The following is a 26233-nucleotide window of genomic DNA, read 5'->3' as shown; positions in this document are numbered from 1 at the left end:
CGGGCCGCGCAAGCGGCCCTTTCATTTGGCGCAAGCTTGTATCCAGTAAGCCAAGGCTTACTTCTAAGATTGACGCGGGGTGGAGCAGCCCGGTAGCTCGTCAGGCTCATAACCTGAAGGTCACAGGTTCAAATCCTGTCCCCGCAACCAAACATCAAAACGGCCCGCTTCACGCGGGCCGTTTTGCGTTTGGGCCCCGGCGCGGTCGAGTTTTGAAAGCCGACGCAGCGGGACAGAGAAAGTCAAATTCTGTTCCGGCAGTCAGTTTCGACATAAAACTCAAGCAATTTCTGACGTCGGCGTCACACTGCACGCAGAGAAAGTATCCGTCCGGTGTGGGCCTCTGCAGACGCCGTTTTCCCGTGTTAGACTGCTTGGCATGGAGATAGACACCGACAAGATCGACAATGCCGTTCTGGGCCTGCGTTGGCTAACGCTGCATGAAGAAAGGCGCGTTTGGAAGGGATTGGATTGGGATGCCCTGGATCGCTTGCACCAGAGGGCCTGATCGCCAATCCAGCAAACAAGGCGAAGTCGGTCGTTCTGACAGATAAGGGCCGGCGACGGGCTGAGGAACTGTTCCGCACCCTGTTCACGCGGCCGGCGCCATGAACGCTGGCTGGCGTTCCAATTCCACAGCAGCGGCCCGCCCGACCACCGTCTGGCGGCGGTCTCCAGAGCGGCGGATCTTCAAGTCAAGTCCTACCGCGGGCGCCGCCATGGGGCCTGGTTCAGTTGATACGGCTTTCCAACCCCGCCGTCAGCGGTATCTCGAGCCCTCGCCGCAATCCCGTCGCAACGACCGACACCTTGAATTTTCCTGCGAGCGCCTTGTCGAAAATGGCGCCGACGATGATATCGGCATCGGCGTCGACTTCCTCCCGGATGCGGGTGGCGGCTTCGTCGACCTCGAACAGCGTCATATCAGTGCCGCCCGATATCGAGACAAGGACGCCCTTGGCGCCCATCATCGACGCTTCGTCGAGAAGCGGGTTTGCGATCGCTGCTTCGGCCGCCTTCCTGGCGCGGTCCTCCCCGGTGGCTTCGCCGGTTCCCATCATCGCACGACCCATGTCACGCATCACCGACTTCACATCGGCGAAGTCGAGATTGATCAGCCCTTCCTTGACGATGAGATCGGTGATGCAGCCGACGCCGGCGTAGAGAACGCGGTCCGCCATGGCGAAAGCGTCCGCGAAGGTCGTCTTGGCATCGGCGATCCTGAAAAGGTTCTGGTTCGGGATGACGATGACAGTATCGGCGCTTTCGCGGAGCCGCTCGATGCCCTCATTGGCCGCATGCATTCGGCGGTTTCCTTCGAAGACGAACGGCTTGGTGACGACAGCCACGGTCAGTATTCCCGCGTTGCGCGCGGCCTGCGCTATGACCGGTGCTGCACCAGTTCCAGTTCCGCCTCCCATGCCCGCAGTCACGAAACACATATGCGTTCCCGCAAGATGGTCCATGATTTCGTCGATCGATTCCACGGCTGCGGCATGGCCGACCTCGGGCAGGGAGCCTGCACCAAGGCCTTCCGTGACGTGCGCTCCCAATTGGATCAGCCGCGTTGCTTTCGACATGGTGAGCGCCTGAGCATCGGTGTTGGCAACGATAAATTCGGTGCCTTGCAGGCCTTCGGCGATCATGTTGTTGATGGCGTTGCCGCCACCGCCGCCAACCCCGATGACGGATATTTTGGGCCTCATTTCCGAGATTGCCGGCCTCGTTGCAGTGTTCATTTGCCGTCTCTCCCCTTGAATGCGCTAGCGCAGCGGTCGGTGGAAGGCTTGTTATCCGCGCACTGCAAGACTTTGGGCAGTGAGCGAATCAGGACAGCCCAGTGTAACCAAGGGAATCAGACGGTTGACTCGGCTGCAAGTGCACTATGCAAACTCGCGCGTGTTACGCGCCATTGTTTGCCGTCGGTGCTTCGAAAATTGTCTGATGTCAGCGTCTCCCGGTAAGGCCGAGACCGATCTTCCCGTTCTATTTCACGCCGATGCCGGCAGTCAGGCCGCCATCGATCCTGTAGTCCGCGCCGGTGCAGAACCCGGCTTTCGACGAACACAGAAAGGCGATGAGTTCCGCCACTTCCTCCGGCTCGCCGATGCGTCCGATGGGGTGGGCTTCGCCGAAGCGCCTGTAGGCGGCGTCGACATCGGCATCGGTGCCGTTCTCGCCGCGCGCCGCCTTCTCCAGGATAGGGGAGCGGATCGAGCCCGGGCTGACGGAATTGACGCGAATGCCGGAGCGTGCGTAGTCGAGCGCCAGAGAGCGCGTCAGTGTGTGGATGGCGCCCTTGGTCGTAGCATAGGCGGCGACGTTCTGCTGGCAGGCAAAGCCCTGCACCGAAGCCACGTTGACGATGGCGCCGCCGCCCCGCCTGATCATTTCCGGGATGCCGAAATGCGCCGTCAGGTAGATCGAGCCGACATTGACTGATATCGCCTGGTTCCAGGTGTCGAAATCGGTGCTGGTAGCGGTTCCATACGGATGGACTGCCGCGGAATTGACGATGATATCGAGGCCGCCGAACCGCTCGACGCCGGCCGCCACCGCGTCGCGAACCTGATCCGGCACCGAGACGTCGACGGCCATGACCAGCGCCTCGGCGCCGGATCTGTCCAGTTCCGCTATCATTGCCGCGTTGGCCGCACGGTCGATGCCGCAGGCGATGATCGCAGCACCCCCCGCCGCAAGACGTCTGACGGTTGCCAGGCCGATCCCGGTCGTCCCCGCCACCAGAGCGATCTTGCCGTCGAAATCCTTCATTGCGCAGACTCCTTTAATTTGACTTCCATTGTGGCCCAACAATACGGTTCTGTTTTATCGCAAAGGGAAAGCTTCGATGGAACAGTGCTGGCGCTGGTATGGCCCGAACGACCCGGTGACGCTCGATCATGTCAAGCAGGCCGGAGCCACGGGCGTCGTATCCGCCCTGCACAATATCTATGACGGCCGCGCCTGGCCTTTGACGGACATCCTGGAGCGCAAGCGGATCATAAAGGCCGAAGGGCTGACCTGGTCGGTTGTGGAGAGCATTCCCGTCCACAATTCGATCAAGATCGGCTCGGCGGAACGGCAGCGTTACGTGGGTTGGTACCAAGATACCATCCGCGCGCTGGCGAAGGCCGGCATAAAGACCATCTGCTACAATTTCATGCCGGTGGTCGATTGGACCCGCACCGACCTTGCATATCGGCTTCCAACGACGGGCTACGCTCTGCGTTTCGATGCGATCGATTTTGCCGCATACGACATTTTCGTCCTGAAGCGCAGGAATGCCGAAGCCAGCTACAGCGCGGCACGTGTCGCCGAAGCGGAATCGCGACTGAAGGGACTGAGCGACGAGCAGATCGACAGGATCGAGCGCAATCTCATTGCCGGCCTGCCGGCGACCGAGCGCAGCTACGACCGTGATAGTTTTCGCGAGGCATTGGCGGAATATGACTCGATCGGGCCGAAGGAGTTGCGCGACAATCTTGCCTGGTTTTTGCGCGAGATCATTCCGGTGGCCGAGCAGGAGGGAGTGCGCATGTGCATCCATCCCGACGACCCGCCATTCTCGCTCTATGGCTTGCCACGGATCGTTTCGACCGCCGAGGACGCGCGTTTCATCCTCAACGCCGTCGACAGCCCGGCGAACGGCCTGACATTCTGCACCGGCTCCTATGGTACGCGCGCCGACAACGACATTGTCGGCATGGTCAAGGAATTCGCCGACCGGATCCATTTCGTCCATCTGCGCAATGTAACCATCGAGGATGACGGCTCCTTCTATGAAGCCGAGCATCTGGAGGGCGGCACCGACATGGCGCATGTCATCCTCGCTTTAATGCAGGAAGAGACGCGCCGTCGCAAGCAAGGTCGCGCCGACTGGCGGATTCCGATGCGTCCCGATCATGGCCATCTGCTCGCCGACGATATCGGCAAGACCAGGATCAACCCCGGCTACTCATTGATCGGCCGCCTGAAAGGCCTCGCCGAACTGCGTGGCATCATGCGCGCCGTGGAACGTTTTGAGCTGGCCTGAGGATCGCAAACAGGTGCTAAGGTCGATGGCTTGATGAAACAAGCTCGGCCTTGCGCCGTGCCGTCTCCAGCCCGATGGCGATGAAGCGGCGTGCATGCCGGGCCAGCTCCATATTGTCGGTCCACAGATTGCGCCAGATGGCGGTTTTCTTCGACAGGTTCTCGTCGACGATCTCCGACGAGAAGGATTCGAAGCTGAGGTCGTCGCTATAGCCGATTGCGGTCAGCGCATCGAAGATCGCGGCGAAGTCGATGTTGCCGGTGCCGAGGAAGCCGCGATGGCTCTCGCCGATATGGACATAGCCGATCTTCTTCGCGGCATGGCGGATGGCCAGCCCGACGTCGGCCTCCTCGACGTTCATGTGGAAAGTGTCGAGATGCAGGAAGATGTTGTCGGAACCGGTGTCCTCGATGAAGGCCAGCCCTTGCGCGGCGGTGTTGAGCAGATTGCTCTCGAAGCGGTTGACGATCTCGAGGTTGAGCGTAACGCCGGCGGCTTTGGCGGTCTCCGCGACGTTGGCAAGCGTTCCGGCGCTGCGGTTCCATTGATCGCGCGTCGGCGCCTCAGTCTGCAATCCGTGGCTGGTGCTGAGGATGCCGGCGACCATCCGGCCGCCGAGGTCGCGAGTGAGCGCGATCGTACGTTTCAGGACCTCGACGCCATGCGCGGCGATCGTCTTGTCTGCGCTTGAAATGTCGCCGTCGGCCGGTAGTCCGATGCTGATCGCCACGCCGAGATCGAGCTCGGCGATGCGCTTGGCCAGTCCGCCGATGTCGACATTGGCAGGGTCGAGATAGGAGAATTCGATCAGGTCGAAGCCGGCCTCCCTGGTGTTGGCCAGCGTCCGCTCGAGGTCGCCTTGGGCCGAGCTCGCCGACCAGACGAAAGAATGGATTCCAATACGCGACATGATCGTCTCCTGCTGCTCGAGAGCATCGGACCCAAAAGTGGGAACCGGTTTTGGGAAAATCCGATGCTCAAACAAAATTGGTGGGGCCGGTCACCCCGCCGCACCACCCATGGGAGGCGTTAGCTAGCGGGCCGCGGTCCAGCCCTTGTAGTCCTTCAGGTTCTCTGCCGTGATCAGCTGCGGGTCGAGCAGCACCGTCGCCTCGGCCGGCTTTTTGCCGGCGATCACTTCGGCTGCCATCTGCAGCGATTGGCCGGCCATGACGTAAGGATCCTGCGAGGCCGAGGCCTTGATCATCGAGGTGCCGGAAGAGAGTTCCTTCTCGATGTCGGGCGCGCCGTCGACCGCGGTGAAGATGAACTCCGAGCGGTTGAGCTGCTTGGCCGCAAGCTGGGCGCCGATCGCCGTCGGGTCGTTGATGGCGAACACCGCGTCGATCTTGTCGAAGCGGGTCAGCAGCGACTGGAACACCTTCAGGCCGCCGTCGCGCGAGCCCTCGGCATTCTGGTCGTCGGAGAGGATCTTGATGTCCGGGTGCTTCGCAAGCACGTCCTTGCAGCCCTTCACCCGCTCCAGGATCGACGACGATGCCGGCCCGTTCAGGATGACATAGTCACCCTTGCCGCCGGTGTGGTCGACCAGATACTGGCAGGCCGCTTCGCCGGCCTTGACGTTGTTGGTCATCACGGTGACGTCGGCACCCGGCGCCGAAACGTCGAACGCGGCAACCACGATGCCCGCCGCCTGCGCCTTCTTGACCGCCGGTGCGATCGCCTTGGCATCGACGGCGTTGAGCATGATCACGTCGACGCCGGCGGCGATGAAGGAGTCGACCTGTGAGACCTGCTTGTTGAGGTCGTAGTCGGCCGACACCGACGTCACCTCGACATTCGGGTTGATCTTCCTGGCCGCGTCCTCGATGCCCTTGATGGTGGCGACGAAGAAGGGGTTGCCGAGCAGGCCGACCGAGATGCCGACCTTGTTCAGATCTTTGGCCGAAGCCGGTGCGATGGCGACGGTCGCAAGGGCAACGCCGCAGAGCAGTTTAGCGATGGTCTTCATTGTTTTCCTCCTGATGCCCCGCGCCTCTCACGGTGCGTTACATGAAACCGGTCGTTGATGCCGGCGACTAAGGTCAATCACGTTCTTGCTCCTGCCTGGAGCCTGTAGCGGTCGAGGGCGACCGCCACGATGATGACCAATCCCTTGATGATGTACTGCCAGATGTCGGAAACACCGGCCAAGATGAGCCCGTTGGAGAGCACCGCTATGATCAGCCCGCCGATCAGCGTACCCCAGATCGAGCCGACGCCGCCGACGAAGCTGGTGCCGCCGAGAATGACCGCGGCAATAGCGTCGAGTTCGTAGGACTGCCCAAGCTGCAGCCCATTGGCGGCGTAAAGCCGGGCCGCCGACATGGCACCGCCAAGGCCGGCCAGAAGGCCGGAAACGCCATAGACGAAGAGCAGCACCAGCGGCACCTTGATGCCGGTGAGGCGGGCGGCCTCGGCATTGCCGCCGACGGCGTAGATCCAGGTGCCGAGGACAGTACGCTTGAGCACCAGCCAGGACAGCACCACGACCGACAGAGCGATGATGACCAGCCAGGGAATGCCGAACAGCGAACCGTTGCCGATGAAATCGAACGGCAGGTCCGAGTTGAACACCGTGGTGTCCTGGCCGAGCAGGCGGGCGACGCCGCGCACGGCGGTCAGCGAACCCAGCGTGACGATAAAGGGCGGCAGCTTGATGTAGGCGACGAGCAGCCCGTTGATAACGCCGAAGCCGAGGCCGACCAGAATGGCTGCCGGCACGCCGAGCATGCCCCACTCCGGCACCAGCGACACCATAACCGCCACCATCGCCGAGGCGGCAAGGATGGCGCCGACGGACAGGTCGATGCCGCCGGTCAGGATGACGAAGGTCATGCCGGCCGCAAGCACGATGTTGATCGACGACTGCTGGGTGACGATCAACAGGTTGGTCTCGGTCAGGAAGCGCGGGTTCATGAACTGGAAGCCGGCCGCCAAAAGGATGAGGACCGGCAGCATGCCAAGGGCGGCGAAGGCGGTGCGCAGCCGCCGACTCCTGCCGACCGCCTGGTCGCTCATCTCGGTTGCCTTGTCGGTCATCCCTTGGCCGCTCCCGTTGCAAGTTCCATGATTGCTTCCTGACTGAGCGGTTTGCCTTCGTATGCCGTCACCTCGCCGGCGATGCTGCCGTCGCGCATCACCAGCACGCGGTCGGCAACGCCGATCACCTCCGGCAGTTCGCTGGAGATCATCAAGATGGCGATGCCCTTCTTGACGAGATCGTCGATCAGCCGGTAGATTTCCGACTTCGCCCCGACATCGACGCCGCGCGTTGGCTCGTCGAGGATGAGAACCCGCGGCTCGGTTTCGAGCAGGCGGGCGAGCAGCACCTTCTGCTGGTTGCCGCCCGACAGCGAGCCGGCATTGGCCTGAACCGACCTGGTGCGGATGGAGAGGTCGGAAACGGCCTTGGCGGCGCGCCTTTCGGCCTTGGCGAAGTCGCGCAAGCCGCCGGCCTGCGCGTCCCTTGCGAGCACGCCCATGCTGATATTGTCGGAAATCGACATGTCGAGGAACAGGCCGAGTTCCTTGCGATCCTCGGTGAGGTAGGCGATGCCGGCGTCCAGCGCCTCGCGCGGCGAGCCGATAGCTATCGGCTTGCCGTCGAGTTCCAGCGTGCCTGATGTGTGCCTGTCGGCGCCGAAGATCAGCCGTGCGAGCTCGGTGCGGCCTGAGCCGACCAGGCCCGCAAGCGCCAAGACTTCGCCCTTGTGCAGGTCGAGGGAACAGTTCTTCAAAAGATTGCCGTCCGACATGCCCAGCACCGACAGTGCGATCGCGCGCTTGCTGTCCGGTGGGCGGTGATCCTTCTTGTAGAAGGCGGACAGGTCACGGCCGACCATCATCGAAACGAGGCGCGAGGCATTCAGGTCGGCACGGTCGAGCGTGCCAACATAGCCGCTGTCACGCAGCACGCTGACACGGTCGGCAAGCTGGTAGACCTCTTCCATGCGGTGGCTGATGTAGATGATGGCGATGCCTTGCGACTTCAGCGTCGCAATGACCTCGAACAGCCTGTCCGTCTCGCGCGAGGTCAGTGAGGTGGTCGGCTCGTCCATGACGATTATGCGCGCGCTGGTCGACAGCGCACGGGCGATTTCGACCATCTGGCGTTCGCCAAGCGACAGGCTGGAGACAAGAGCGCGCGCCGAGAAGGAGACGCCGAGCCGCGCGATGATTTCCTTGGCGCGCCGATTGCACTGGTCGCGATCGACGATGCCGAACCGTCTCGGCTCGTTGCCGAGGAAGATGTTCTGCGCGACCGTCAGGTTGGGCGCCAGCGACAGCTCCTGATAAATGACAGCAATGCCGTTGGCGCGCGCCTTGATCGGGTCGCCGGTCGCGACGGGTGTGCCGTCGATCAGGATATCGCCGCCGGGGTCCGGCCTATAGGCGCCGGACAGCACCTTCATCAGCGTGGACTTGCCGGCGCCGTTTTCGCCCATCAGCGCGTGCAGTTCGCCGGCGTGGACGGTCAGCGACACATCCTGCAAGGCGCGGATCGGGCCGAACGTCTTCGAGATGTGCCGCATCTCCAGCACCGGCTGGCGCGCCGTCTCGATTTGGGCAGCGGCGGTCATCGTGCACCTCGCGCTGCAGTTTCAACGATGCCTCGATCGGCGGAGAGGCCGCGCCAGCTGTCGCGGTATCCAGCAAGACCAGCGAAGCCGGAGGCGCGCACCGGCTCCGGCGCCTCGGCGGCAAATTCGCGTCCAACACTCTCGAAGGCAAGAGCGGCCGCTCCGGTGGCGCTGCCCTCCAGCGTGGCGCCCTGCGTGAAGGCCTGGCCGGGACGCAGCTGCGCCAGCAGGCTGGCGAGCAGGCCGCCACTGTTCAGCCCGCCATCGACGATCACGGTGTTGTTCGAATGGATCAGGTCGAGACACAGATCGACCATCAGCGCGACATAGAGCAGCGCCACGGCCGCGCGCTCCTCCGCGTTGGGTGTGCGCCCGACCAGTTCGCCAAGAGGGCCAGGCATCGGCCCGCCCGGCGCGAAGCTTGGCAGCGCCATAATGCCGGCGTCGATCACCTGCTGTAGCGTGGAGCGGGCGATTGCACCCTGCCAGCCGGCGCTGATCGTCGCGAATTCACGCCCGCCCATGAAGCGGATGGTCGGCACCGGGCCGCCGTCGACATCGACATTGACGAGCATGTCGCGGTCGTGATCGAGCGCGTCGAGCGGGCAGTCCGGGTTGAGCACCACGACCCAGGTGCCGGTCGAGACGACGGTGACCGGGCCAAGCTCCTGCCGGCGATAGGCATAGAGCGCGGCATTGCTGTCATGGACACCGTTGTGGATGGCGATCGGCCGCGCCGCCTCGCCGAAGCGCTGCTCGCCGATGACGGCGCCGGCACGCTCGAAGGCGGGCATCTGGCCGCGCCAGCCTTCGGCATCGACCAGCGAGCTGAAATCACGTTTGCGCGGCGCCCACAGATGCGAGTGACAGCCGAGATAGGACACTTCCGAGACCGCCCGGCCGCCAAAGCTCCAGCTCCAGTATTGCGGATAGCCGAGGATCGATTTCGCGGCAGCGAACGCGCTGGGTTGCACCGCCTTCAGCCACAGCATGTGGCGACCATAGTTAAAGCCGAGCGGCAGATGCGGCGAGAAGGTCTCGGCAAAATCCGGAATGAGGCGATCGATCTGCGCGGCAATCTCGGCCGGCGGCTCCTGCTCGTAGTCGAGTATGGGATGCGTCAGCGCCGCATCGTCGACCAACGCAAAGGTGCAGCCATGGCCCGAAACCATCAATCCTTCCACACCATGATTGTCGACCGCTTCGCTGACGGCGCGAGCCGCCCAATCGTGAAGCGCCGTCTCGTCGAGCACGCTGAAGCCGCCTTTGCGCGCCCAGTTCGGCTGGGTCCGGCGCTCGTCGAGAATCTGCCTGTCCTGGCCGAAGACGAACAGCTTCGAGTTGGTCTTGCCGAAGTCGAGGACGGCCACTTTCACTGGAGGGCTCCCGAGGAAGAGGCGATCCGCACCATGACGCCGGCGTCTTCCAGCATGCGGGCGTCAGCGTCGGACAGGCCGTCGTCGGTCACCAGCGTGCCGATGCGGGACAAGGGCAGCGCGACGTTGCGCGCGTGGATCGACAGTTTGCGGCTGTCGGCCAGCACCACGATCTGGTCGGCGCATAGGCTGAGTTCGACGATGGAGCGGACCAGCAGGGGATGCGATTCCAGCAGGCCCTCCTGGCCGATGCCTTGCGCGCCAAGAAAGAACTTTGACGCATAGAACGGCACGGCCTGAGTGAGCGAATGGATGATGCCAGGCTCGCGATGAAGCTCACCCCCGGCAACGGTCAGGCTGCAATGGCCGTGGTCGCTCAGATAGGCCACGAGCGGCATCGAGTTGGTATAGAGCCGGATGTTGCGGTCGGCGAGCTTGGCGCCGAGATGGAAACAGGTCGAACCGCCATGCACGATGACGGCGTCGCCATCGCGCACCATGGTCGCGGCGAGAGCGGCGATCTGCCGCTTGGCCTCGACCGCGAGATCGCGGTTCTCGTCATAGGGCCTGGCAAAGGCGACGCCCGCCTGCGAAGCGCCATCGAGCGCCGAAACGCCGCCATAGACCTTCCGTGCTTCACCGGCCTCATCGATCTTGTCGATGTCGCGCCGCACCGTCGCAGCCGACACGCCGAGCCGCTCCTGCAGCTCGCGCACCGAGGCGAAGGGGCGATCCCGCAACAACTCGACGATCTGACGCTGGCGGCCGGAGTCGCTCAACGGATACCTCCCGAAAATGCCATTTTGCCACGGCAATTGGTGCAACTTACTCAACACAGATTGGATTGCAAGCTCGATTTGACGAAATAAGATCACTATTGACGTAACTTACTCGCATCTGCGATACCAGCGTCAACCATTATCCGGCAGCGGGAGATCCAAAGCCGTGGCCACGCGGCCGGTTTGCGGAGGAATTTCGATGGCAATCAATGCGGATGCGCAGGAACTGGCTGCTTTGCGGTCGCTTTCGGCCAGCATCGGGCGCGACCCGCATTTGACCCAGGCCGCGGGCGGCAACACTTCGCTGAAAGCCGGCGACACGCTCTGGATCAAGGCTTCGGGTACCTGGCTGAAGAATGCGCTCGCCGAAGACATCATGGTTCCCGTGGCGATCCCCCCGTTGCTTAGGGCTGTCGAACAGCGTGACCCGGTCGCCGATCAGCCCCAGGCGTTCGCCATCGAGGCGCTCAATGCCCGCAGGCTGCGTCCCTCGATTGAGACTACGGTTCATGCGCTGATGCCGCAGCGCGTCGTTCTGCATGTCCATTGCATCGACACCATCTCGCTTGCCGTGCAGGCCGACTGCGAGGCTCAGGTCGCCAAACGCCTGGACGGCATCGAATGGGCGTATGTTCCTTATCGCCGGCCGGGCCTGCCGCTTGCCCAGGGCATTGCCGAGCGCCTTCGGCCTGGGGTCGATGTGCTGATCCTTGCCAATCACGGGCTGGTCGTCGCAGCCGAGACCGTCGCCGGCGCCGAGGCGCTGCTGCGTCGCATCACACGACTTCTGGCGCGGCCGCCCCGTGAGGTGGCGGAGTCGGACATCGCGGCATTGACGGCGCTCGCCGGAAAAACCGGCTACAGGTTGCCGATGGACGCCGAAGCGCACGCCGTCGCGATCGATCCGGACAGCTGCCGCATGGCATCGGGAGGCAGCCTCTATCCCGATCATGTCATCTTTCTCGGCAAGGGTTCGATCGTGGCGAGGCCTGGCGAGGACGTTCTGCGCGTCACCGAACGGTGCGGCACGGCACCGGTGGCAATCCTGTTTCCCGGGCTTGGCGTACTAATGCGCAGCGACGCCAGTGCCGGCGCCGACGCCATGCAACGCTGCCTTGCTGACGTGACGGCGCGCGTCGACGTCGCAGCGAAGCTGAACTATCTGACCGCCGCCGAGAACGACGAACTGATCAATTGGGACGCCGAGCAGTATCGCCAGAAACTCAATGCAGCCGGCAGCTGAGATGGCGCTTTCAATCGGCCCGCCTTCGATTGGCCCACTTTCGATCGGCATCGACATCGGCACATCAGGTGCGCGCGCCGTCGCCATGCGGTCGGACTTTTCGATTGCCGCACGTTCCGCCGTTCCACTCGACAGATTTGGCCAGAACGCCCGCGACCCCTCGGTGTGGTGGTCAGCGGTCGGTGCGGCGCTGACGGAACTGCTTTCCGCCATCGATCGCGCGTCGGTCCGGTCAATTGCCGTTGACGGCACTTCGGGCACGTTGCTGCCGGTCGACGGCACCGGCCGGCCGCTGGCCGAGCCGTTGATGTACAACGACAAGGTCGACGATGACGCCATTCTGGCCGTGATCGCGCGCGAGGCGCCGGCAGCGAGCGCAGCACGTGGGGCGACGTCCGGTCTCGCCAAGGCGCTGTCGTTCCAGCGCCAGCCCGGCGTTGCCGCGGTGCTGCATCAGGCCGACTGGATCGCGGCACAGTTCTCCGGCCGCGTCGACGTCAGCGACGAGAACAATGCCCTGAAAACCGGCTACGACGTCGAGATGCGCCGCTGGCCGGACTGGATCGCGGCGACCGGGATGCGCATGGAGCTACTGCCTCAAGTCGTCAGGCCGGGCGACGTCACGGGAACGCTCACCGCGCGCGCCGCGAACCTGTTCGGCCTGGCGCGCGACGTCGCCGCGGTCGCCGGCACGACCGATGGCTGCGCGTCGTTCCTGGCGACGGGTGCTGCGGCAGTTGGCGACGGCGTCACCGCGCTGGGGTCCTCGCTGACCATCAAGATCCTCTCCGACCGGCCGATCTCGGCGCCGCAGTTCGGCATCTACAGTCACCGGCTGAGAGATGCCTATCTGGCGGGTGGTGCGTCGAATTCGGGCGGCAAGGTGCTGGCGCAGCATTTCTCGCTCGCGCGCATCATCGAGCTGAGTGCGGCGATCGACCCCATGACGGAGACCTGCCTCGACTATTATCCGCTTCCGGCGGTGGGCGAACGCTTTCCGATCGCCGATCCCGCTCTGCCGCCGCGTCTGACGCCGCGGCCTGCGGACGACGCCGACTATCTGAAAGCGATGCTGGAAGGCATTGCCGGGATCGAGGCGCTCGGCTATCGCCGGCTTGCCGAACTCGGCGCCCCCCGATTGACCTCGGTCAGAAGTGTCGGCGGCGGTGCGGCAAATCCCGCCTGGACCGCGATCCGGCAGCGCAAGCTGGGCGTCGATTTTCTGCCGGCGTTTTCGGACGAGGCGGCCGCCGGCACGGCGCGGCTGGCGCTGATGGGCGCAATCGAAGCGGGGCTGTTGTGAGCACGAAAACAGTTGAACATCTCGACGGTATCGGAGCGCTGGCCGAGCGCTATCAGGTATTTCTGCTCGATCAGTTCGGCGTGCTGCACGATGGTACCAACCCTTATCCGGGCGCCGTGGAGGCGTTGTCGGCGCTGAAGCGCGCAGGCAGGACGATTGTGCTGGTCTCGAACTCCGGCAGGCGAGCGCGGCCCAACGAGGCCCGGTTGCTGAAGCTCGGCTTCGAACCAGGAAGCTGGGATCAGTTTGTCTCTTCCGGCGAGATCGCGTGGCGGTCGTTTCACGAAATGGCGATATCCGGAAAGCTGCGCCCAAATACAAAGTGCCTGCTGATCAGCCGCGAAGGCGACCGCTCGGCGATTGAAGGTCTGCCTTTCGCGTTGACCAGCGACGGCGACGAAGCCGAGCTGGTGCTGATCGCCGCCAGCGAGGGCGACCGTTACGACATCGAGCACTATCGCCGACTTTTTGCACCGCCAGCAGCGCGGCAGGTGCCGTGCTTCTGCACCAACCCCGACAAGATCATGCTGACGGCAGTGGGGCCACGCTTTGGCGCCGGTCAGCTTGCGGATCTCTATGAGAGCCTCGGCGGCAGCGTCACCCGTATCGGCAAGCCCTATACCCCGATCTTCGACGCCGCGCTGGCGCTGGCGGGCAATCCGGACCGCAGCAGCGTGGTCTGTGTCGGCGACAGCGTCGAACACGATGTCGCCGGTGGAATTGGCGCCGGCGTGGCGACTGCGCTGGTCTTGTCCGGAATCTTGGCTGACACCCCTGACCTGGCCGAGCTTTTCGACAGTCTGGATGCCTACCCCGATTACACTACGGATGTTTTTAAATTTGCTGATTGAGGCCGGCAGTTTCCCCAGGGTTGGGCGCTGCCATGGTGATCGTGGTGCTTTCGATGGCGCAGCCCTTTGGCTGCGGTTGCCAGTTCACATCTTGTTGGTCAGAGGCTATTGAACTGCATGCGTGATTTCCAACTTCCCGGACGGTCGCCGGTTCGTGCGACGGAAGCGATGGCCGCGACATCGCACCCGCTCGCGACATTGGCGGCGGTCGAGATGCTGCGGTCCGGCGGCAACGCAATGGACGCGGCTGTCTGCGCGGCTGCGGTGCAGGCGGTCGTAGAGCCGCAGTCAACCGGTATCGGCGGCGACTGTTTCGTCCTCTATTGTCCCAACGGCCAAGGCGAGGTTCTGGCCTTCAACGGCTCGGGCCGCGCACCTGCGTCAGCGACGGCTGAATGGTATCTGGACAGGGGTCATGTCGAACTGCCTGAGTCCGGTCCGCATGCGGTCACCGTGCCGGGCGCCGTCGACGCCTGGTGCCGGCTGCTCGAGGATCACGGCAGAAAGGGCATCGACGCCGCGCTGGCGCCCGCGATACGTTACGCTGAACAGGGCTATGTCGTCCAAGACCGCGTCGCCTTCGACTGGGCTGACAGTGCTGCCTTGCTGGCCGCGGACGAACATGCGGCGCGGATCTTTCTGCCGGATGGAAGGGCGCCGTTGGCCGGCGAGCTGCACCGGCAGCCGCAACTGGCCGACACGCTGCGCATCGTTTCGCGCCGTGGCCGCGCCGGTTTTTATGAAGGCGAGGTCGCCGACGACATGGTGTCGCGTCTGCGCGCCCTTGGCGGCCTGCATGCCCTCGAGGATTTCGCTGCCACGAAGGGCGACTATGTCAGGCCCGTCGGCACATCCTACCGGGGCTACGACATCCATCAGATGCCGCCGAACAACCAGGGGCTGACGGCACTGATCATGCTGAATGTGCTGTCGGGCTTCTCGCTCAGCTCGCTAGACCCAAACGGCGCCGAGCGCTTTCACCTCGAGATCGAGGCGGGGCGGCTTGCCTATCAGGACCGCGACGATTTCATCGGCGACCAGAACCACGTCCATGTTCCCGTGGAGCAGTTGTTATCCGGATCCCATGCGGACCAGCTTCGCGCCGAGATCGATCCGGCGCGCGCGATGACGCATCTGCCTCGCCTTGATCTCCAGCCGAGCGATACCGTCTACATCTCGGTGGTCGACCGCGACCGTAATGCAGTCAGCTTTATCAACTCGACTTTTGGTTCGTTCGGCAGCGGGGTGGTCGGTCCCAGGACCGGTGTCGTCCTGCAGAACCGCGGCAGCAGCTTCCGCCTGGTGGCGGACCATCCAAACCGCATCGCACCAGGAAAGCGCCCGATGCACACCATCATGCCTGGCATGGTGACAGCCAAGGGCCGGGCGGTCATGCCGTTCGGCGTTATGGGCGGCGGCTACCAGCCGTTCGGCCATGTCCACCTGCTCACCAACATGATCGATTTCGGCATGGACCCGCAGGAGGCGCTGGATGCGCCACGAGTGTTTTACAGACAGAACACTGTGGAGGCAGAGCGTGGCGTTCCGGCCGAGGCGATCGCCGGCCTGCGCGAACGAGGCCATCAGCTGTCCATCGCGACCGAGCCGCATGGCGGCGGCCAGCTGGTGCTGATCGACTGGGACAAGGGCACGCTTACCGGCGCGTCCGATCCCCGCAAGGATGGTTGCGCGCTGGGTTACTGACGATCGGCCGGGCCCTGCGTGCTGGTCCTGTTCAGTTTCGGCGCTGCCGCCACCAGCGCCTTGCCGATCGCCGACTGCGGGGCTCCGATGACCGCACGGGCGTCGCCGCTCTCGGCGACGCGGCCGGCATCCAGAATGACGACACGATGGGCGATGGCGCTGATGACGCCGAGATCATGCGAAATGAACAGATAGGCGATCCGTTCCTCGCGCTGCAGATCGAGCAGCAATTGCAGGATCTGCCGGCGCACCGATACGTCGAGCGCTGACACCGCCTCATCGAGCACGATCAGCGACGGGTTTGTCGCGATGGCGCGGGCAATCGCGATGCGTTGGCGCTGGCCGCCCGAGACCTCGTGGATGGCGCGAGCGGCCAGATCAGCGCTCAGGCCGACGCGCTCCAGCAAAGCAGCGATGCGGCGCGGGCGCTCTTTTCGAGAGGCGATGCCATGGATCCGCAGGGGATCATCGATCACGCGTGCGACGCTGGCGCGCGGGTTGAAGGCGGCCAGCGGGTCCTGGAATACCATTTGCAAGCGCGCGCGCCGCGCGCGCAACGCAGTACCATTCAGGGACAGGAAATCGCCGCCTTCAAACTCGATATGGCCGGCGTCCGGTTCGATCAGCCGCAGCAGCAGCCGCGCGATCGTCGACTTGCCGCTGCCGGAAGGTCCGGCCAGCGCCAGCGTCTCGCCGGGCTCGATGTGGAAGGAAACGTCATCGACGGCGGCGATTGTCTTGTCGCCGCCACGATATCGTCTGGTCAGGCCGGAAACGGCCAGCAATGGACTGCTCACCCCGACGCTCCTGCCTGCTGCAGCAGCGGTTCGGCGTCGAGACCGAGATGGGCGTCGAGCAGCGCTCTCGTGTAGGCATCGCCCGGGCTAGCGATGATCTGCGCCGTCGCACCGAGCTCGACCAGCTGGCCGTGCCGGAACACGGCGATGCGCTCGGCTAGCTCGGCGGCCAACGCGATGTCGTGGCTGACGAACAGCAGCGTCATGCCGTCCTCCGCCACCAAATGCCGGATCAGTGCGACGATTTCGGCCTGCACGATTGTGTCGAGCGCGCTGGTCGCCTCATCCGCGATCAGCAGTTTCGGACCGGCCGCAATCGCTGCGGCGATCGCGACGCGCTGCTTCTGGCCGCCGGAAAGCTGGTGCGGATAGGCGCGCAGAGCGGCGTCCGGTTCGGGCAGGCGGACACGTTCGAGCAGGGATTTTGCCTTGGCATAGGATTGCGACCAAGTAAGGCCGAGATGCGTGTGCGCGACTTCCGCGATCTGCTCGCCGATCGCCATCACCGGATCGAGGCTGGCCGAGGGGTCCTGGAAGACGAAGCCGATATCGCGGCCACCGAGGGGAGCATGGTCGCGCCCCAGCCAATCGATACGGCCTCCAATCCTGGTGGATTGCGGCAGCAGCCCGGCAATGGCCAGCGCCAGCGTGCTCTTGCCCGAACCGCTCTCGCCGATGATGGCGAAGCGCTCGCCGGCGGCGACGTCCAGGCTGACATGTTTCAGCGCCGCCACCTCGCTGCCATCGCGGCGATAGGTCACCGTCAAATCGCGGATCGAAAGCAGCGCCGTCACGACAGGTTCCTTCTCACCGCCGTCGTCTCGACGACGCCTTCACCGGCGAGATAGACGCCGAGCACGGTCAGCACGAGTGCTACGCCCGGGATGATCGACAAAAATGGCGCGGTGCGCAGCACGGCGCGGCCTTCGGCGATCATTCCGCCCCAGGTCACGCGGTTCGGGTCGCCGAGGCCGAGAAACGAAAGTGCCGCTTCGGTAAGGATCGCCGCGGCGACGATCACCGACGACAATGCCAGCACCGGCGGCAATGCGTTGGGCAGCACTTCGCGAAAGGCGATCTCCAGCGGATGCATGCCGATGACGCGGGCGCCGGCAACGAAATCGCGCTCGCGGATCGACAGCACTTCGGCACGGGCGACACGCGCCGGCCCCGTCCAGGCGCCGAGCACTATCGCCGCGATGACGACGCCGAGCGATGGCCCGACGACGCTGACGAAGGCGAGCGCCAGCAGAAAGCCCGGCACGGTCTGGAAGGCGTCGGTGACGCGCATAAGCACCTCGTCGACGAGCCCGCCGGCAAAGCCGGCCAGCGTGCCGACTATTGCGCCGACGACAAGAGCTGCGGCTGCCGCTGCTAGCCCGACCGCCAGTGAGGTGCGGGCGCCGTGGAAAAGTTCGGCCAGCACATCGCGGCCGAGCCGGTCGGTGCCGAGCGGCAGCGACCAGTCCTGAAAGGGCGGCAGCAATGCCGCCCCGGCAATCGCCTGCGGGTCGCCGGGAAAGAACAAGGGTGCGGCAAGCGCCATGGCAAACAGCGCTACCAGGATGATCGCGCCGGCGATCGCTTCAGGCGTGCGGAGGAAACGGCGAAGCGGGCTCACACACCGGCCTCGCTGGCGCCGACGCGCGGATCGAGGAAGGCGTAGGCGATGTCGACGAGAAGGTTGATAACGATGACCAGGACGGCGCTGACGAGGATGATGCCGAGCAGCAGTGGCGTGTCGCGCGCGGCCACCGCTTCCTGTGCCAGCCGGCCGAGGCCGGGCACCGAAAAAACGCTTTCGATGACGACGCTGCCGCCGAGCATCTGCGCCGATTGCAGGCCGAGCATGGTGACCAGCGGCAACAGTGCGTTGCGGGCGACGTGGGCGAGCACGATGCGGCGGCGGGACAGCCCTTTAGCGCGGGCGGCGAGGACAAAATCCTGTCGCCAGACCTCGGCCATGCCGGCGCGCATCATGCGCAGATAGAGCGCCAGATAGATGAAGCCGAGTGCCGACACCGGCAGGACGAGATGGCGGGCAATATCGGCCGCGCGGCCGAGGCCGGTCTTGCCCGACGCGATGCTCTCGATGCCGCCGATCGGAAACCAGCGCAGGTCGACGGCGAAGATGATGATCAGCACCAGCCCGAGCCAGAAGCCGGGTACGGCATAGAGCGTCAGCGAGCCGATCGACAGGAAGCGGTCGCGAAAGCTGCCGGGTCTGGCGCCGGCATAGATGCCGAGTGCCGAGCCGAGCCCGAAGGAGAGCGCGGTGGCGCTGCCCATCAACAGCAATGTGTTGGGCAGGCGTTCGAGGATGACGTCGCGGATCGGCCGCGAAAAGGTCACGGACTGGCCAAGGTCGAGATGCAGCAGCGCCCAGAGATAGTTGGCCAGCCGCGTCAGCGCCGTCTGGTCGAGGCCCCAGCGATGACGCAGCAATTCGATCATGCCGGCGTCACCGCCGGTCGAGGCGATATAGGCGTCGACAGCGTCACCAGGTGCGGCTTCCAGCAAAAGGAAAGTGCCGATGACGACAATCAGCAGCACGAAGACGCTGCCGATGAGGCGATGGTGAAGGAGGAGAAGCGCGCGGGTCATGGCGGTACCGACGAGCCGGCGCGATGGTAATCAGGAGATGCGGTGTTTCTTCCCACCCCCCTCTGTCCTGCCGGACATCTCCCCCGCAAGGGGGGAGATCGGATGTCATCGGCGATTTCGCCAATCTTCAACGCAGCAGGCAAATAAGCCGAGGTTGCGGCCAGCCGATCTCCCCCCTTGCGGGGGAGATGTCCGGCAGGACAGAGGGGGGTGTGAAGGAACTCGGCATTTGTCCAGGTTCCTTCACAGATTTCGGTGCGAATTTTCATCCGCGAGAGTGTGTCACGATTCCAAATAAGTGTCCGCCCAGTTCGACACCGCCCAGCGTGGGTTGTTGGCGACATTCCCCACCGTGTCTCTGATAACGCTGATGAAGCTCCATTCGGCGACATTGATCAGCGGCAGGTCGGCTGCGACCTTTTTCTGAAACTCCTTGTAAAGTTCAGTGCGCGCGGCGGGGTCGAGCGTCTCGGACGCCTTGGCGATGAGGGCGTCGAGTTCGTCGTTTTTGTAGCCGCCCTGGTTGGAGAACGGCACGCCGTCGGGAATACCGCTCTGCACCAGAATGGTGGTCGAAATCGCAGGGTCGCCGCGGAACACCGGCGGCCCGACCGCAAGGTCGAAGGCGTGGTCGGTGTAGACAGCCTTGATATGCGCGGCCGAGTCGTTGTTGACCAGTTGGGCGTCGATGCCGATGGCGGCGAGCGCCTGGCGCAGATAGTCGCCGAACTGCTTGGTCTCGTTGAAATAGGGTGCCGGCAGCAGCTTCAGTGAAAAGCGCTTGCCGTCGTCGCCTCTGCTGTAGCCGGCTTCGTCGAGCAATGCGTTGGCCTTGGCCACGTCGAAGGCATAGGTCGGCACATCGGCCGAATAGAATTGCGGATCGTTCTTCGGCACCGGGCCGGTGGCTGTGGCGGCGTAGCCGAGGAACACCGTTTTGACGACGAAATCCTTGTCGATGGCGTGGGCGATTGCCTGGCGCACCTTCAGGTCGGCCAGCTCCTTGCGGCGATGGTTGATCTCGACGACGAGCTGATAGGTCAGCCCTTCGTAACCCTTGGTGATCACCCTGAGGCCAGGCACTTTGGAGATGCGGTCGAGATCGGCCAGAGGCACAGCGGAAAAGGCGGCGAGCTGGATCTCTTCGGCCTCGAGCGCGCTTGCCGCCGAGGTGCGGTCGGGCAGCACCTGATAGATGATCTCGTCGAGGTAAGGTTGGTCCTTGCCCCAATAGTCGACATTCTTCTCCAGCCGGTAATATTCGCCGGGCTTGTGTTCGGCGAATTTGAACGGGCCGGTGCCAATAGGCGCGTTGTTGGCCGGGTTCTCTTCGATCTTTCCCGTCTCGTAGATGTGCTTCGGCACCACGCTGCTCAGCGCCGGCAAGGCGTTGCGGATCAGCTGGAACGGCGTCGGCTTGGCGAATTTGAACACCGCCGTCAGCTCGTCCGGCGTGTCGACCGCCTCCAGATCCTTGAATACTGTGCGGCCGAGGTTCTGCAGCGGCTTCCAGATCTGCAGCGCCGAAAAGGCGACGTCGGCGGAGGTGAAGGGTTTGCCGTCATGCCATTTGACGCCTTCGCGTAATTTGAACGTTACCGACAAGCCATCGGCGGCGCCCTCCCAACTTGTCGCCAGGCGCGGGTCGAGCCCGTCCTTGCCGTCAAAGGATGCCTCGGCCAGCGTTTCCACGATCTTGCTCGAAATGAAGAACACGCCGTTGGAAGCGACGATCGCCGGGTTGAGGTTGCGCGGCTCGGAATCGGCGGCGACGACCAGCCGCCCGCCTTTCTTCGGCGTCTGTGCCAGACCGATGGTCGGCAGCGCCGTTGAAGCCAGCAGCAATGCCGAACCGGCAAGCACGGTGCGTCTGGAAATCGTGACATCTGACATGATCGAACTCCGTCCCTCTCAGCCACCCGGCCGGGTGGCCCAGTACCCTCGGACACCGGACGGCATCCTTGCAAGGATGATTATGAGCCTTGCCGAGGGTTTCGCCAGAGACGGATTTGGCGCATCCTCATGTGGCTTTGAAAATTTCGTCCCCTGGACCAGTGAAGGGACCGGTTCAATCCGACCTTATCTGGTAGGACCAGACTTATCGAGTAGGACCAGGCTTAGTAGGACCAGAGTGGGCACCGCCGGCGATCCGACCAGCCGGCCAGGGAATTCAGGGAGAGAGAAAGATGAACGTCGCCCCGGCTAAGAATGCCGTCAGATCCATCCCGTTCGATCATGCCAGGGTCGATCGGCTGATGGAGGAGGCCGGCATCGATGTGCTGCTCGCCACCTCCAAGCACAACACGCAATATCTGCTTGGCGGCTACAAGTTCATCTTCTTCGCCGCCATGGACGCGATCGGCCACAGCCGCTATCTGCCTATCGTGGTCTACGAGAAGGGTGGGCCGGAGCATGCCGCCTATATCGGCAACCGCATGGAGGGCGCCGAGCACCAGAACAACCCGTTCTGGACGCCGACCTTGCACGCCGCCTGCTGGGGCACGCTCGACGCCGCCAATCTCGCAGTTGAACACCTGACGAAGATCGGCAAGGGCAACGCCCGCATCGGCATCGAGCCGGCTTTCCTGCCGTCGGATGCCTACACGCTGATCCGCAAGGCGCTGCCGGATGCCAAGCTGATCGACGCGACTGATATGCTGGAGCAGATGCGGGCGATCAAGACGGAAGCGGAGCTGGAGAAGCTGCGCGTCGCCTCCGAATTGATCACCGATTCCATGCTGGCGACCATTGCCTGGGCGCGTGAAGGCACGACCAAGACCGAGATCATCGACCAATTGCGGCGCGAGGAGACCAATCGCGGTGCGCATTTCGAATATTGCCTGTTGACGCTCGGCTCCAGCCACAACCGCGCCGCCTCGCCGCAGGCCTGGAAGAAGGGCGAGGTGATGTCGATCGATTCCGGCGGCAATTATCACGGCTATATCGGTGACCTCTGTCGCATGGGCATTCTCGGCGAGCCGGATGCCGAACTCGAGGATCTGTTGGCCGAGGTCGAGACGGTGCAGCAGGCCGCCTTTTCCAAGGTCAGGGCGGGCACTGTCGGTGGTGACATGATTTCTCACGCAGAAGGCGTGCTGAAGAGATCCAAGGTTGCGCCTTATACCGATTTCTTTGCCCACGGCATGGGGCTGATCACGCATGAAGCGCCGTTCCTGATGACCAACCATCCGGTGACTTATGAGGGCACTTATGCCGAAAAGCCGCTGGAGAAAAACATGATGCTCTCGGTCGAGACGACGATGCTTCACCCGACGCGCGGCTTCATCAAGCTGGAGGACACGGTGGCGGTCACCGAGACCGGTTACGCTATGTTCGGCGATCGGGGCAGGGGCTGGAACAGAGGTGGTGCTTCATAATCAGACGGTACGCGCTGCCCCTCATCGCCCTGCCGGGCACTTCTCCCCGTATAGTGACGGGGAGAAGGGACGCTCCGACGCTGCATGCAATTCGAGCATTTGTGATTAGCGAAACCGTTGATGACAGCGCCCTTCTCCCCGTCTCTATACGGGGAGAAGATGCCGGCAGGCAGATGAGGGGCAGCGCTGCCCAGGGAAAGTTACTTCCCACCCGGTGGCACCAACCTGAAATCCGGCAGGTCGCGCAACGCCAGTTCCGGCCCGGCCGGCGAATAGACGACGAAGAGCTGCATGGGCGTATCGCCGGTGTTCAGCGTCGAATGGAAGCGGCTTTCCGGCACATAGATGGTGCAGCCGGGACCGACCTTCGCAACAACTGGATTGCCGTTCTCGTCCTCGACCATCTGCTCGCCATTGCCCGATATGACGAAGATGATCTCCTCCGCGCCCGGATGGTTGTGGCGCGTGTGGCCCTTGCCGGATGGAAGGTCGACGACGCCGCCGGAAAAGCGTGTCGCGCCGTTCACCTCGGGCGCCACCGTCAGCGACAGCCTGCCCCAGTCGAAGCCGAAGGCGCTGACATCCTTCGGATAGACAAACACCTTGCTTTTGTCGGTCATCGTCTCATCCCTTCTTTTTCTTCGCAGTCGTTTTGGCACCAAGCGTCACCGCCTTGAAATCGGCGGTCTGCCTGGCGATCGCCGCTTCTGCCGGCAGCCGTTCCATGGAGCTCGCGCCATAGAAGCCATGCAGGCCCTTGCAGCGTTCGAGGATGTATCGGGCGTCGTGCGGCATCGAGATCGGACCGCCATGGCAAAGCAGGATGACATCCTTGCGTACCGAGCGTGCGGCCGCCGCGATCGCGTCGATCTCCGTCACGCAATCGTCCAGTGACTTGGCCGACGTCGCACCGATCGAGCCGCCGGTGGTTACCCCCATATGGGCGACGACGATATCGGCGCCGGCCTTGGTCATGGCGCGCGCCTCATCGGGGTTGAACACATAGGGCGTGGTCAGGAGGTCGAGCTTGTGCGCCTCGGCGATCATGTCGACCTCGAGCCCGAAGCCCATGCCGGTTTCTTCAAAACTCTGGCGCATCTGGCCATCGAACAGGCCGATGGTCGGAAAGTTTTGCACGCCGGAAAAGCCCATCGTTTTCAGCTCGGCCAGCAGCAGCGGCATGATGACGAACGGATCGGTGCCGTTGACGCCGGCCAGCACCGGAGTCTTCTTCACCACCGGCAGCACCTCATAGGCCATTTCCTTGACGATCTCATTGGCGTTGCCATAGGCGAGCAGGCCGGCGGCCGAGCCGCGGCCGGCCATGCGGTAGCGGCCGGAGTTGTAGATGATGATCAGGTCGATGCCGCCGGCCTCCTCGGCCTTGGCCGACAGGCCGGTGCCGGCGCCGCCGCCGACGATCGGCACGCTGCCGGCAATCATCTTGCGGAATTTTTCCAGGATTTTCTTGCGCGGTATGGCGGCCATGTTTTCTTCTCTCACTGTCCGGCGATGTCGAGAAAGGCCGCTGTTGCCGCCTTGGCGAATTCGGGATCGTTGATGTGCAGCGGCAGGCGCGTCACTCGGCGCATGCTGTTCGGCATGATCGTGCGCTCGATGGCCTCGAAGAGTGCTGCATCGGCCTCGGGGTCGAAGAAAGCGCCGCCTTCGATATCGAGCGCCGAGACGCCCTTTTCGGGAATGAGGAACCGGACCGGGCCGTCGCAGAGGCTCAGTTTGGTGCCGATCCATTCGCCGAGTTTGCGGCTTTCGTCAGGTGTCGTGCGCATCAGCGTCACGTTCGGATTGTGCTCGTAAAACAGCCGCCCGCTGTAGCGTTCCGGAATGGTCGGCGGCGCCCAGAAATTCACCATGTCGAGCGCGCCGACCGAGCCGACATAGGGCAGTTTGGTGCGAGCGATCGCGCCGAAGCGGTCTTCGGTCGCCGGCAGCACGCCGCCGAACAAGAGGTCGCAGACCTCGGTCGTGGTGATGTCGATGACACCGAACAGCAAGCCGCTGTCGGCCAGCTTTTCCATGGTGCGGCCGCCGGTTCCGGTGGCGTGGAAGACCAGGCAGTCATAGGTCGAGCGAAGCTGCTCGGCGATGGAAGTCACGCATGGTGTGGTGACGCCGAACATGGTGAGGCCGATCGACGGCTTGCCGTCGGACGGCGGAGCAGGCTTTGCCGCCATGCCCGATATCGCCTGGGCGGCGTTGTGCAGCACGACACGAGACAGCCGGTTCAGGCCGGCCATATCGGTCACCGACGGCATCATGACGATGTCGGAGACATCGACGTAAGGCGCCGTGTCACCCGAGGCGAGCGTCGAGACCATGATCTTCGGCAGGCCGAGCGGCAGAGCGCGCATGCCTGATGTGATGATCGAAGTGCCGCCACCACCGCCGATGCCAATCACACCTGATATATCGGTGCGCGATTGGACAAACCGGGTGAAGGCGATGGCCATTGCCGCGACCGCGGTGCCGCGGTCGTCGATGCCCAATACGGCACTGCTGCCACCGGGATGGTAGCCGGCGACTTCTTTGGCCGCGACATCGACCGGCGCGGTGGCATCGCGCGTTCCGACATCGACGCGGGCGACAGCAGCACCGGTGGCAGCGACCGCATCGGCCAGAAAAGCGAGTTCCTCACCCTTAGTGTCGGCGGTGCCCACCACATAGACGCGCTTCATTGCGTTTCCCCGATCCCTGGGCGCGCTCGGCGTTGCCGCCTGCCGCTCTTTTGCCCGGCCGTTCGGCAGCGCGAAGGCCATTGCAATTTTTTGAGACGCGCGTATCGTATTGACATGAATGTCTCACGTCAACAAGCGGCGGTTTCCGACGACGCCGGCTCTGGAGCTGCGCGCGGACCGCGGGCACGCACAAGGCGGTTGATGCTGGAGACGGCGACAAGGCTGATGCAGGCGGGCGCCACGCCCTCGGTCAGCGAGGTCGCCGAAGCGGCGGAAGTCTCGCGCGCCACTGCCTATCGGTATTTTCCAAGCCAGGCGGCGCTGGTGCAAGCGGTGGTCAACGAAGGCCTCGGGCCGATCCTCACCTGGAAATCAGCCTCGACCGATCCCGAGCGCCGCGTCGTCGAACTTTTCGAAACGGCCATGCCTCGCATCGAGGCCTTCGAGGCGACCTTCAAGGCGGCGCTGAAGCTGTCGCTCGACCAGTGGGCGCGCCGGCAGGCGGGCACGCTGGGCGGCGAGCCGGCCTTTACGCGCGGCCACCGCGTCGATCTGCTCAAGGACGCGATCGCACCGCTCAAGGACCGGCTGCCGCCACGCGAATTCAAGCGCCTGGCCCAGGCCCTGTCGCTGATCTTCGGCGTTGAAGTGCTCATTGTGCTGAAGGATATATGGGGGCTGGACAGCCGCAAGAGGATGTCGGTAGCACAATGGGCAGCCGGCGCCCTGGTACGAGCTGCAGTGGTGGAATCGATGGCCAAAGGAGACAGAAGCGCGCCGGCGATAGCCGCGAAATAGTATCGATCTGGTTCGACCAGATTGGGATATCAAGTACCGACAATAATCGTGGCGCCGTAGCCAAAACAAGGCTCTTGCGTATCAAGGAG

Annotated in this window: 23 protein-coding genes, 1 tRNA gene and 1 pseudogene; 9 read left to right on the top strand and 16 right to left on the bottom strand. The window is 63.8% G+C overall.

The genetic code is table 11. From position 1 onward, the window contains the following. Nucleotides 1-73 precede the first annotated feature (73 nt). A tRNA-Met gene (locus NKH36_RS20275) sits at nucleotides 74-150 on the top strand. Nucleotides 151-379: 229 nt separating this feature from the next. Beyond that, nucleotides 380-612, top strand: a pseudogene (locus tag NKH36_RS20270) (DUF6429 family protein). Between the two features lie 119 nt (nucleotides 613-731). On the opposite strand, the gene ftsZ reads toward NKH36_RS20270, so the two are convergent. Then, nucleotides 732-1739 (bottom strand): cell division protein FtsZ, encoded by a 1008-nt coding sequence (gene ftsZ, locus NKH36_RS20265; RefSeq protein ID WP_352964145.1) that lies wholly within the window; start codon nucleotides 1737-1739, stop codon nucleotides 732-734. A gap of 247 nt (nucleotides 1740-1986) precedes the next feature. Beyond that, nucleotides 1987-2772 carry an SDR family NAD(P)-dependent oxidoreductase gene (locus NKH36_RS20260; protein WP_352964142.1) on the bottom strand — a complete coding sequence of 262 codons (786 nt, stop codon included), beginning with the start codon at nucleotides 2770-2772 and terminating at the stop codon, nucleotides 1987-1989. A 76-nt stretch (nucleotides 2773-2848) separates the two neighbouring features. On the opposite strand from NKH36_RS20260, the gene uxuA reads away from it, so the two are divergent. Then, nucleotides 2849-4033, top strand: coding sequence for a mannonate dehydratase (uxuA, locus tag NKH36_RS20255; protein ID WP_352964139.1), 1185 nt, complete (start codon nucleotides 2849-2851; stop codon nucleotides 4031-4033). A 16-nt stretch (nucleotides 4034-4049) separates the two neighbouring features. On the opposite strand, the gene NKH36_RS20250 is transcribed toward uxuA, so the two are convergent. From NKH36_RS20250 to NKH36_RS20225, 6 genes are all read right to left on the bottom strand, one after another. Further along, a complete protein-coding gene (locus tag NKH36_RS20250) occupies nucleotides 4050-4943 on the bottom strand; it encodes a sugar phosphate isomerase/epimerase family protein (protein WP_352964136.1) in 894 nt (297 codons plus the stop codon). Between the two features lie 123 nt (nucleotides 4944-5066). Further along, nucleotides 5067-6005, bottom strand: coding sequence for an ABC transporter substrate-binding protein (locus NKH36_RS20245; RefSeq protein WP_352964133.1), 939 nt, complete (start codon nucleotides 6003-6005; stop codon nucleotides 5067-5069). 77 nt (nucleotides 6006-6082) lie between these two features. Further along, complete coding sequence (locus NKH36_RS20240) at nucleotides 6083-7075, bottom strand: ABC transporter permease subunit (protein WP_352964130.1); 993 nt, start codon at nucleotides 7073-7075, stop codon at nucleotides 6083-6085. Beyond that, nucleotides 7072-8616, bottom strand: a complete 1545-nt coding sequence (locus NKH36_RS20235; protein ID WP_352964128.1) for a sugar ABC transporter ATP-binding protein — start codon at nucleotides 8614-8616, stop codon at nucleotides 7072-7074. The genes NKH36_RS20240 and NKH36_RS20235 overlap by 4 nt, the downstream gene beginning before the upstream one ends. Next, a complete protein-coding gene (locus tag NKH36_RS20230; protein WP_352964125.1) occupies nucleotides 8613-9992 on the bottom strand; it encodes an FGGY-family carbohydrate kinase in 1380 nt (459 codons plus the stop codon). Before NKH36_RS20230 ends, NKH36_RS20235 begins: the two co-directional genes overlap by 4 nt. Further along, nucleotides 9989-10771: a DeoR/GlpR family DNA-binding transcription regulator gene (locus NKH36_RS20225; protein WP_352964122.1), complete on the bottom strand. Its 783-nt coding sequence runs from the start codon at nucleotides 10769-10771 to the stop codon at nucleotides 9989-9991. Before NKH36_RS20225 ends, NKH36_RS20230 begins: the two co-directional genes overlap by 4 nt. A gap of 199 nt (nucleotides 10772-10970) precedes the next feature. Between NKH36_RS20225 and NKH36_RS20220 the strand changes: the two genes are divergently transcribed. The 4 genes from NKH36_RS20220 (at nucleotide 10971) to ggt (ending at nucleotide 15872) form a co-directional block, all read left to right on the top strand. Next, entirely contained in the window at nucleotides 10971-12014 is a 1044-nt protein-coding gene (locus tag NKH36_RS20220) for a class II aldolase/adducin family protein (RefSeq protein WP_352964119.1), read from the top strand. A 1-nt stretch (nucleotide 12015) separates the two neighbouring features. After that, nucleotides 12016-13317, top strand: coding sequence for an FGGY-family carbohydrate kinase (locus NKH36_RS20215; RefSeq protein ID WP_352964116.1), 1302 nt, complete (start codon nucleotides 12016-12018; stop codon nucleotides 13315-13317). Continuing rightward, complete coding sequence (locus NKH36_RS20210; protein ID WP_352964113.1) at nucleotides 13314-14168, top strand: TIGR01459 family HAD-type hydrolase; 855 nt, start codon at nucleotides 13314-13316, stop codon at nucleotides 14166-14168. The genes NKH36_RS20215 and NKH36_RS20210 overlap by 4 nt, the downstream gene beginning before the upstream one ends. A 117-nt stretch (nucleotides 14169-14285) precedes the next feature. After that, on the top strand, nucleotides 14286-15872 hold the full coding sequence (gene ggt, locus NKH36_RS20205; RefSeq protein ID WP_352964110.1) for a gamma-glutamyltransferase: 1587 nt from the start codon (nucleotides 14286-14288) through the stop codon (nucleotides 15870-15872). On the opposite strand, the gene NKH36_RS20200 is transcribed toward ggt, so the two are convergent. The 5 genes from NKH36_RS20200 to NKH36_RS20180 all read right to left on the bottom strand — a co-directional run bounded on the left by NKH36_RS20200 (nucleotide 15866) and on the right by NKH36_RS20180 (nucleotide 21166). Continuing rightward, nucleotides 15866-16669 (bottom strand): ABC transporter ATP-binding protein, encoded by an 804-nt coding sequence (locus NKH36_RS20200; RefSeq protein ID WP_352964107.1) that lies wholly within the window; start codon nucleotides 16667-16669, stop codon nucleotides 15866-15868. The genes ggt and NKH36_RS20200 overlap by 7 nt on opposite strands. After that, the gene (locus NKH36_RS20195; RefSeq protein ID WP_352964105.1) at nucleotides 16666-17463 is read right to left on the bottom strand and encodes an ABC transporter ATP-binding protein; all 798 of its coding nucleotides are present in this window, start codon (nucleotides 17461-17463) and stop codon (nucleotides 16666-16668) included. Before NKH36_RS20195 ends, NKH36_RS20200 begins: the two co-directional genes overlap by 4 nt. Next, nucleotides 17460-18290, bottom strand: a complete 831-nt coding sequence (locus NKH36_RS20190; RefSeq protein WP_352964102.1) for an ABC transporter permease — start codon at nucleotides 18288-18290, stop codon at nucleotides 17460-17462. The genes NKH36_RS20195 and NKH36_RS20190 overlap by 4 nt, the downstream gene beginning before the upstream one ends. Next, entirely contained in the window at nucleotides 18287-19273 is a 987-nt protein-coding gene (locus NKH36_RS20185) for an ABC transporter permease (protein WP_352964099.1), read from the bottom strand. Before NKH36_RS20185 ends, NKH36_RS20190 begins: the two co-directional genes overlap by 4 nt. 282 nt (nucleotides 19274-19555) lie before the next feature. Next, the gene (locus tag NKH36_RS20180) at nucleotides 19556-21166 is read right to left on the bottom strand and encodes an ABC transporter substrate-binding protein (RefSeq protein ID WP_352964097.1); all 1611 of its coding nucleotides are present in this window, start codon (nucleotides 21164-21166) and stop codon (nucleotides 19556-19558) included. Nucleotides 21167-21459: 293 nt separating this feature from the next. Between NKH36_RS20180 and NKH36_RS20175 the strand changes: the two genes are divergently transcribed. After that, nucleotides 21460-22650: a M24 family metallopeptidase gene (locus NKH36_RS20175; protein ID WP_352964094.1), complete on the top strand. Its 1191-nt coding sequence runs from the start codon at nucleotides 21460-21462 to the stop codon at nucleotides 22648-22650. A gap of 200 nt (nucleotides 22651-22850) precedes the next feature. Here NKH36_RS20175 and NKH36_RS20170 read toward each other — a convergent pair whose 3' ends face one another. From NKH36_RS20170 to NKH36_RS20160, 3 genes are read right to left on the bottom strand one after another with little or no spacing between them, the layout of a single operon-like run. Continuing rightward, nucleotides 22851-23270, bottom strand: a complete 420-nt coding sequence (locus NKH36_RS20170; RefSeq protein ID WP_352964091.1) for a cupin domain-containing protein — start codon at nucleotides 23268-23270, stop codon at nucleotides 22851-22853. A 4-nt stretch (nucleotides 23271-23274) separates the two neighbouring features. Beyond that, nucleotides 23275-24138 (bottom strand): phosphoenolpyruvate hydrolase family protein, encoded by an 864-nt coding sequence (locus NKH36_RS20165; RefSeq protein ID WP_352964088.1) that lies wholly within the window; start codon nucleotides 24136-24138, stop codon nucleotides 23275-23277. 11 nt (nucleotides 24139-24149) lie between these two features. Beyond that, nucleotides 24150-25346 carry a Tm-1-like ATP-binding domain-containing protein gene (locus tag NKH36_RS20160; RefSeq protein WP_352964085.1) on the bottom strand — a complete coding sequence of 399 codons (1197 nt, stop codon included), beginning with the start codon at nucleotides 25344-25346 and terminating at the stop codon, nucleotides 24150-24152. 114 nt (nucleotides 25347-25460) lie between these two features. Here NKH36_RS20160 and NKH36_RS20155 point away from each other — a divergent pair, with 114 nt between their 5' ends. Then, nucleotides 25461-26144: a TetR/AcrR family transcriptional regulator gene (locus NKH36_RS20155; RefSeq protein WP_352964082.1), complete on the top strand. Its 684-nt coding sequence runs from the start codon at nucleotides 25461-25463 to the stop codon at nucleotides 26142-26144. The last annotated feature ends 89 nt before the right edge of the window (nucleotides 26145-26233 follow it).

The organism is Mesorhizobium sp. M1312 (assembly GCF_040318115.1).
Classification (GTDB): Bacteria; Pseudomonadota; Alphaproteobacteria; order Rhizobiales; family Rhizobiaceae; genus Mesorhizobium.
Note: the sequence above shows the minus strand (reverse complement) of the source record. Positions and strands in the feature narration are given on the sequence as shown.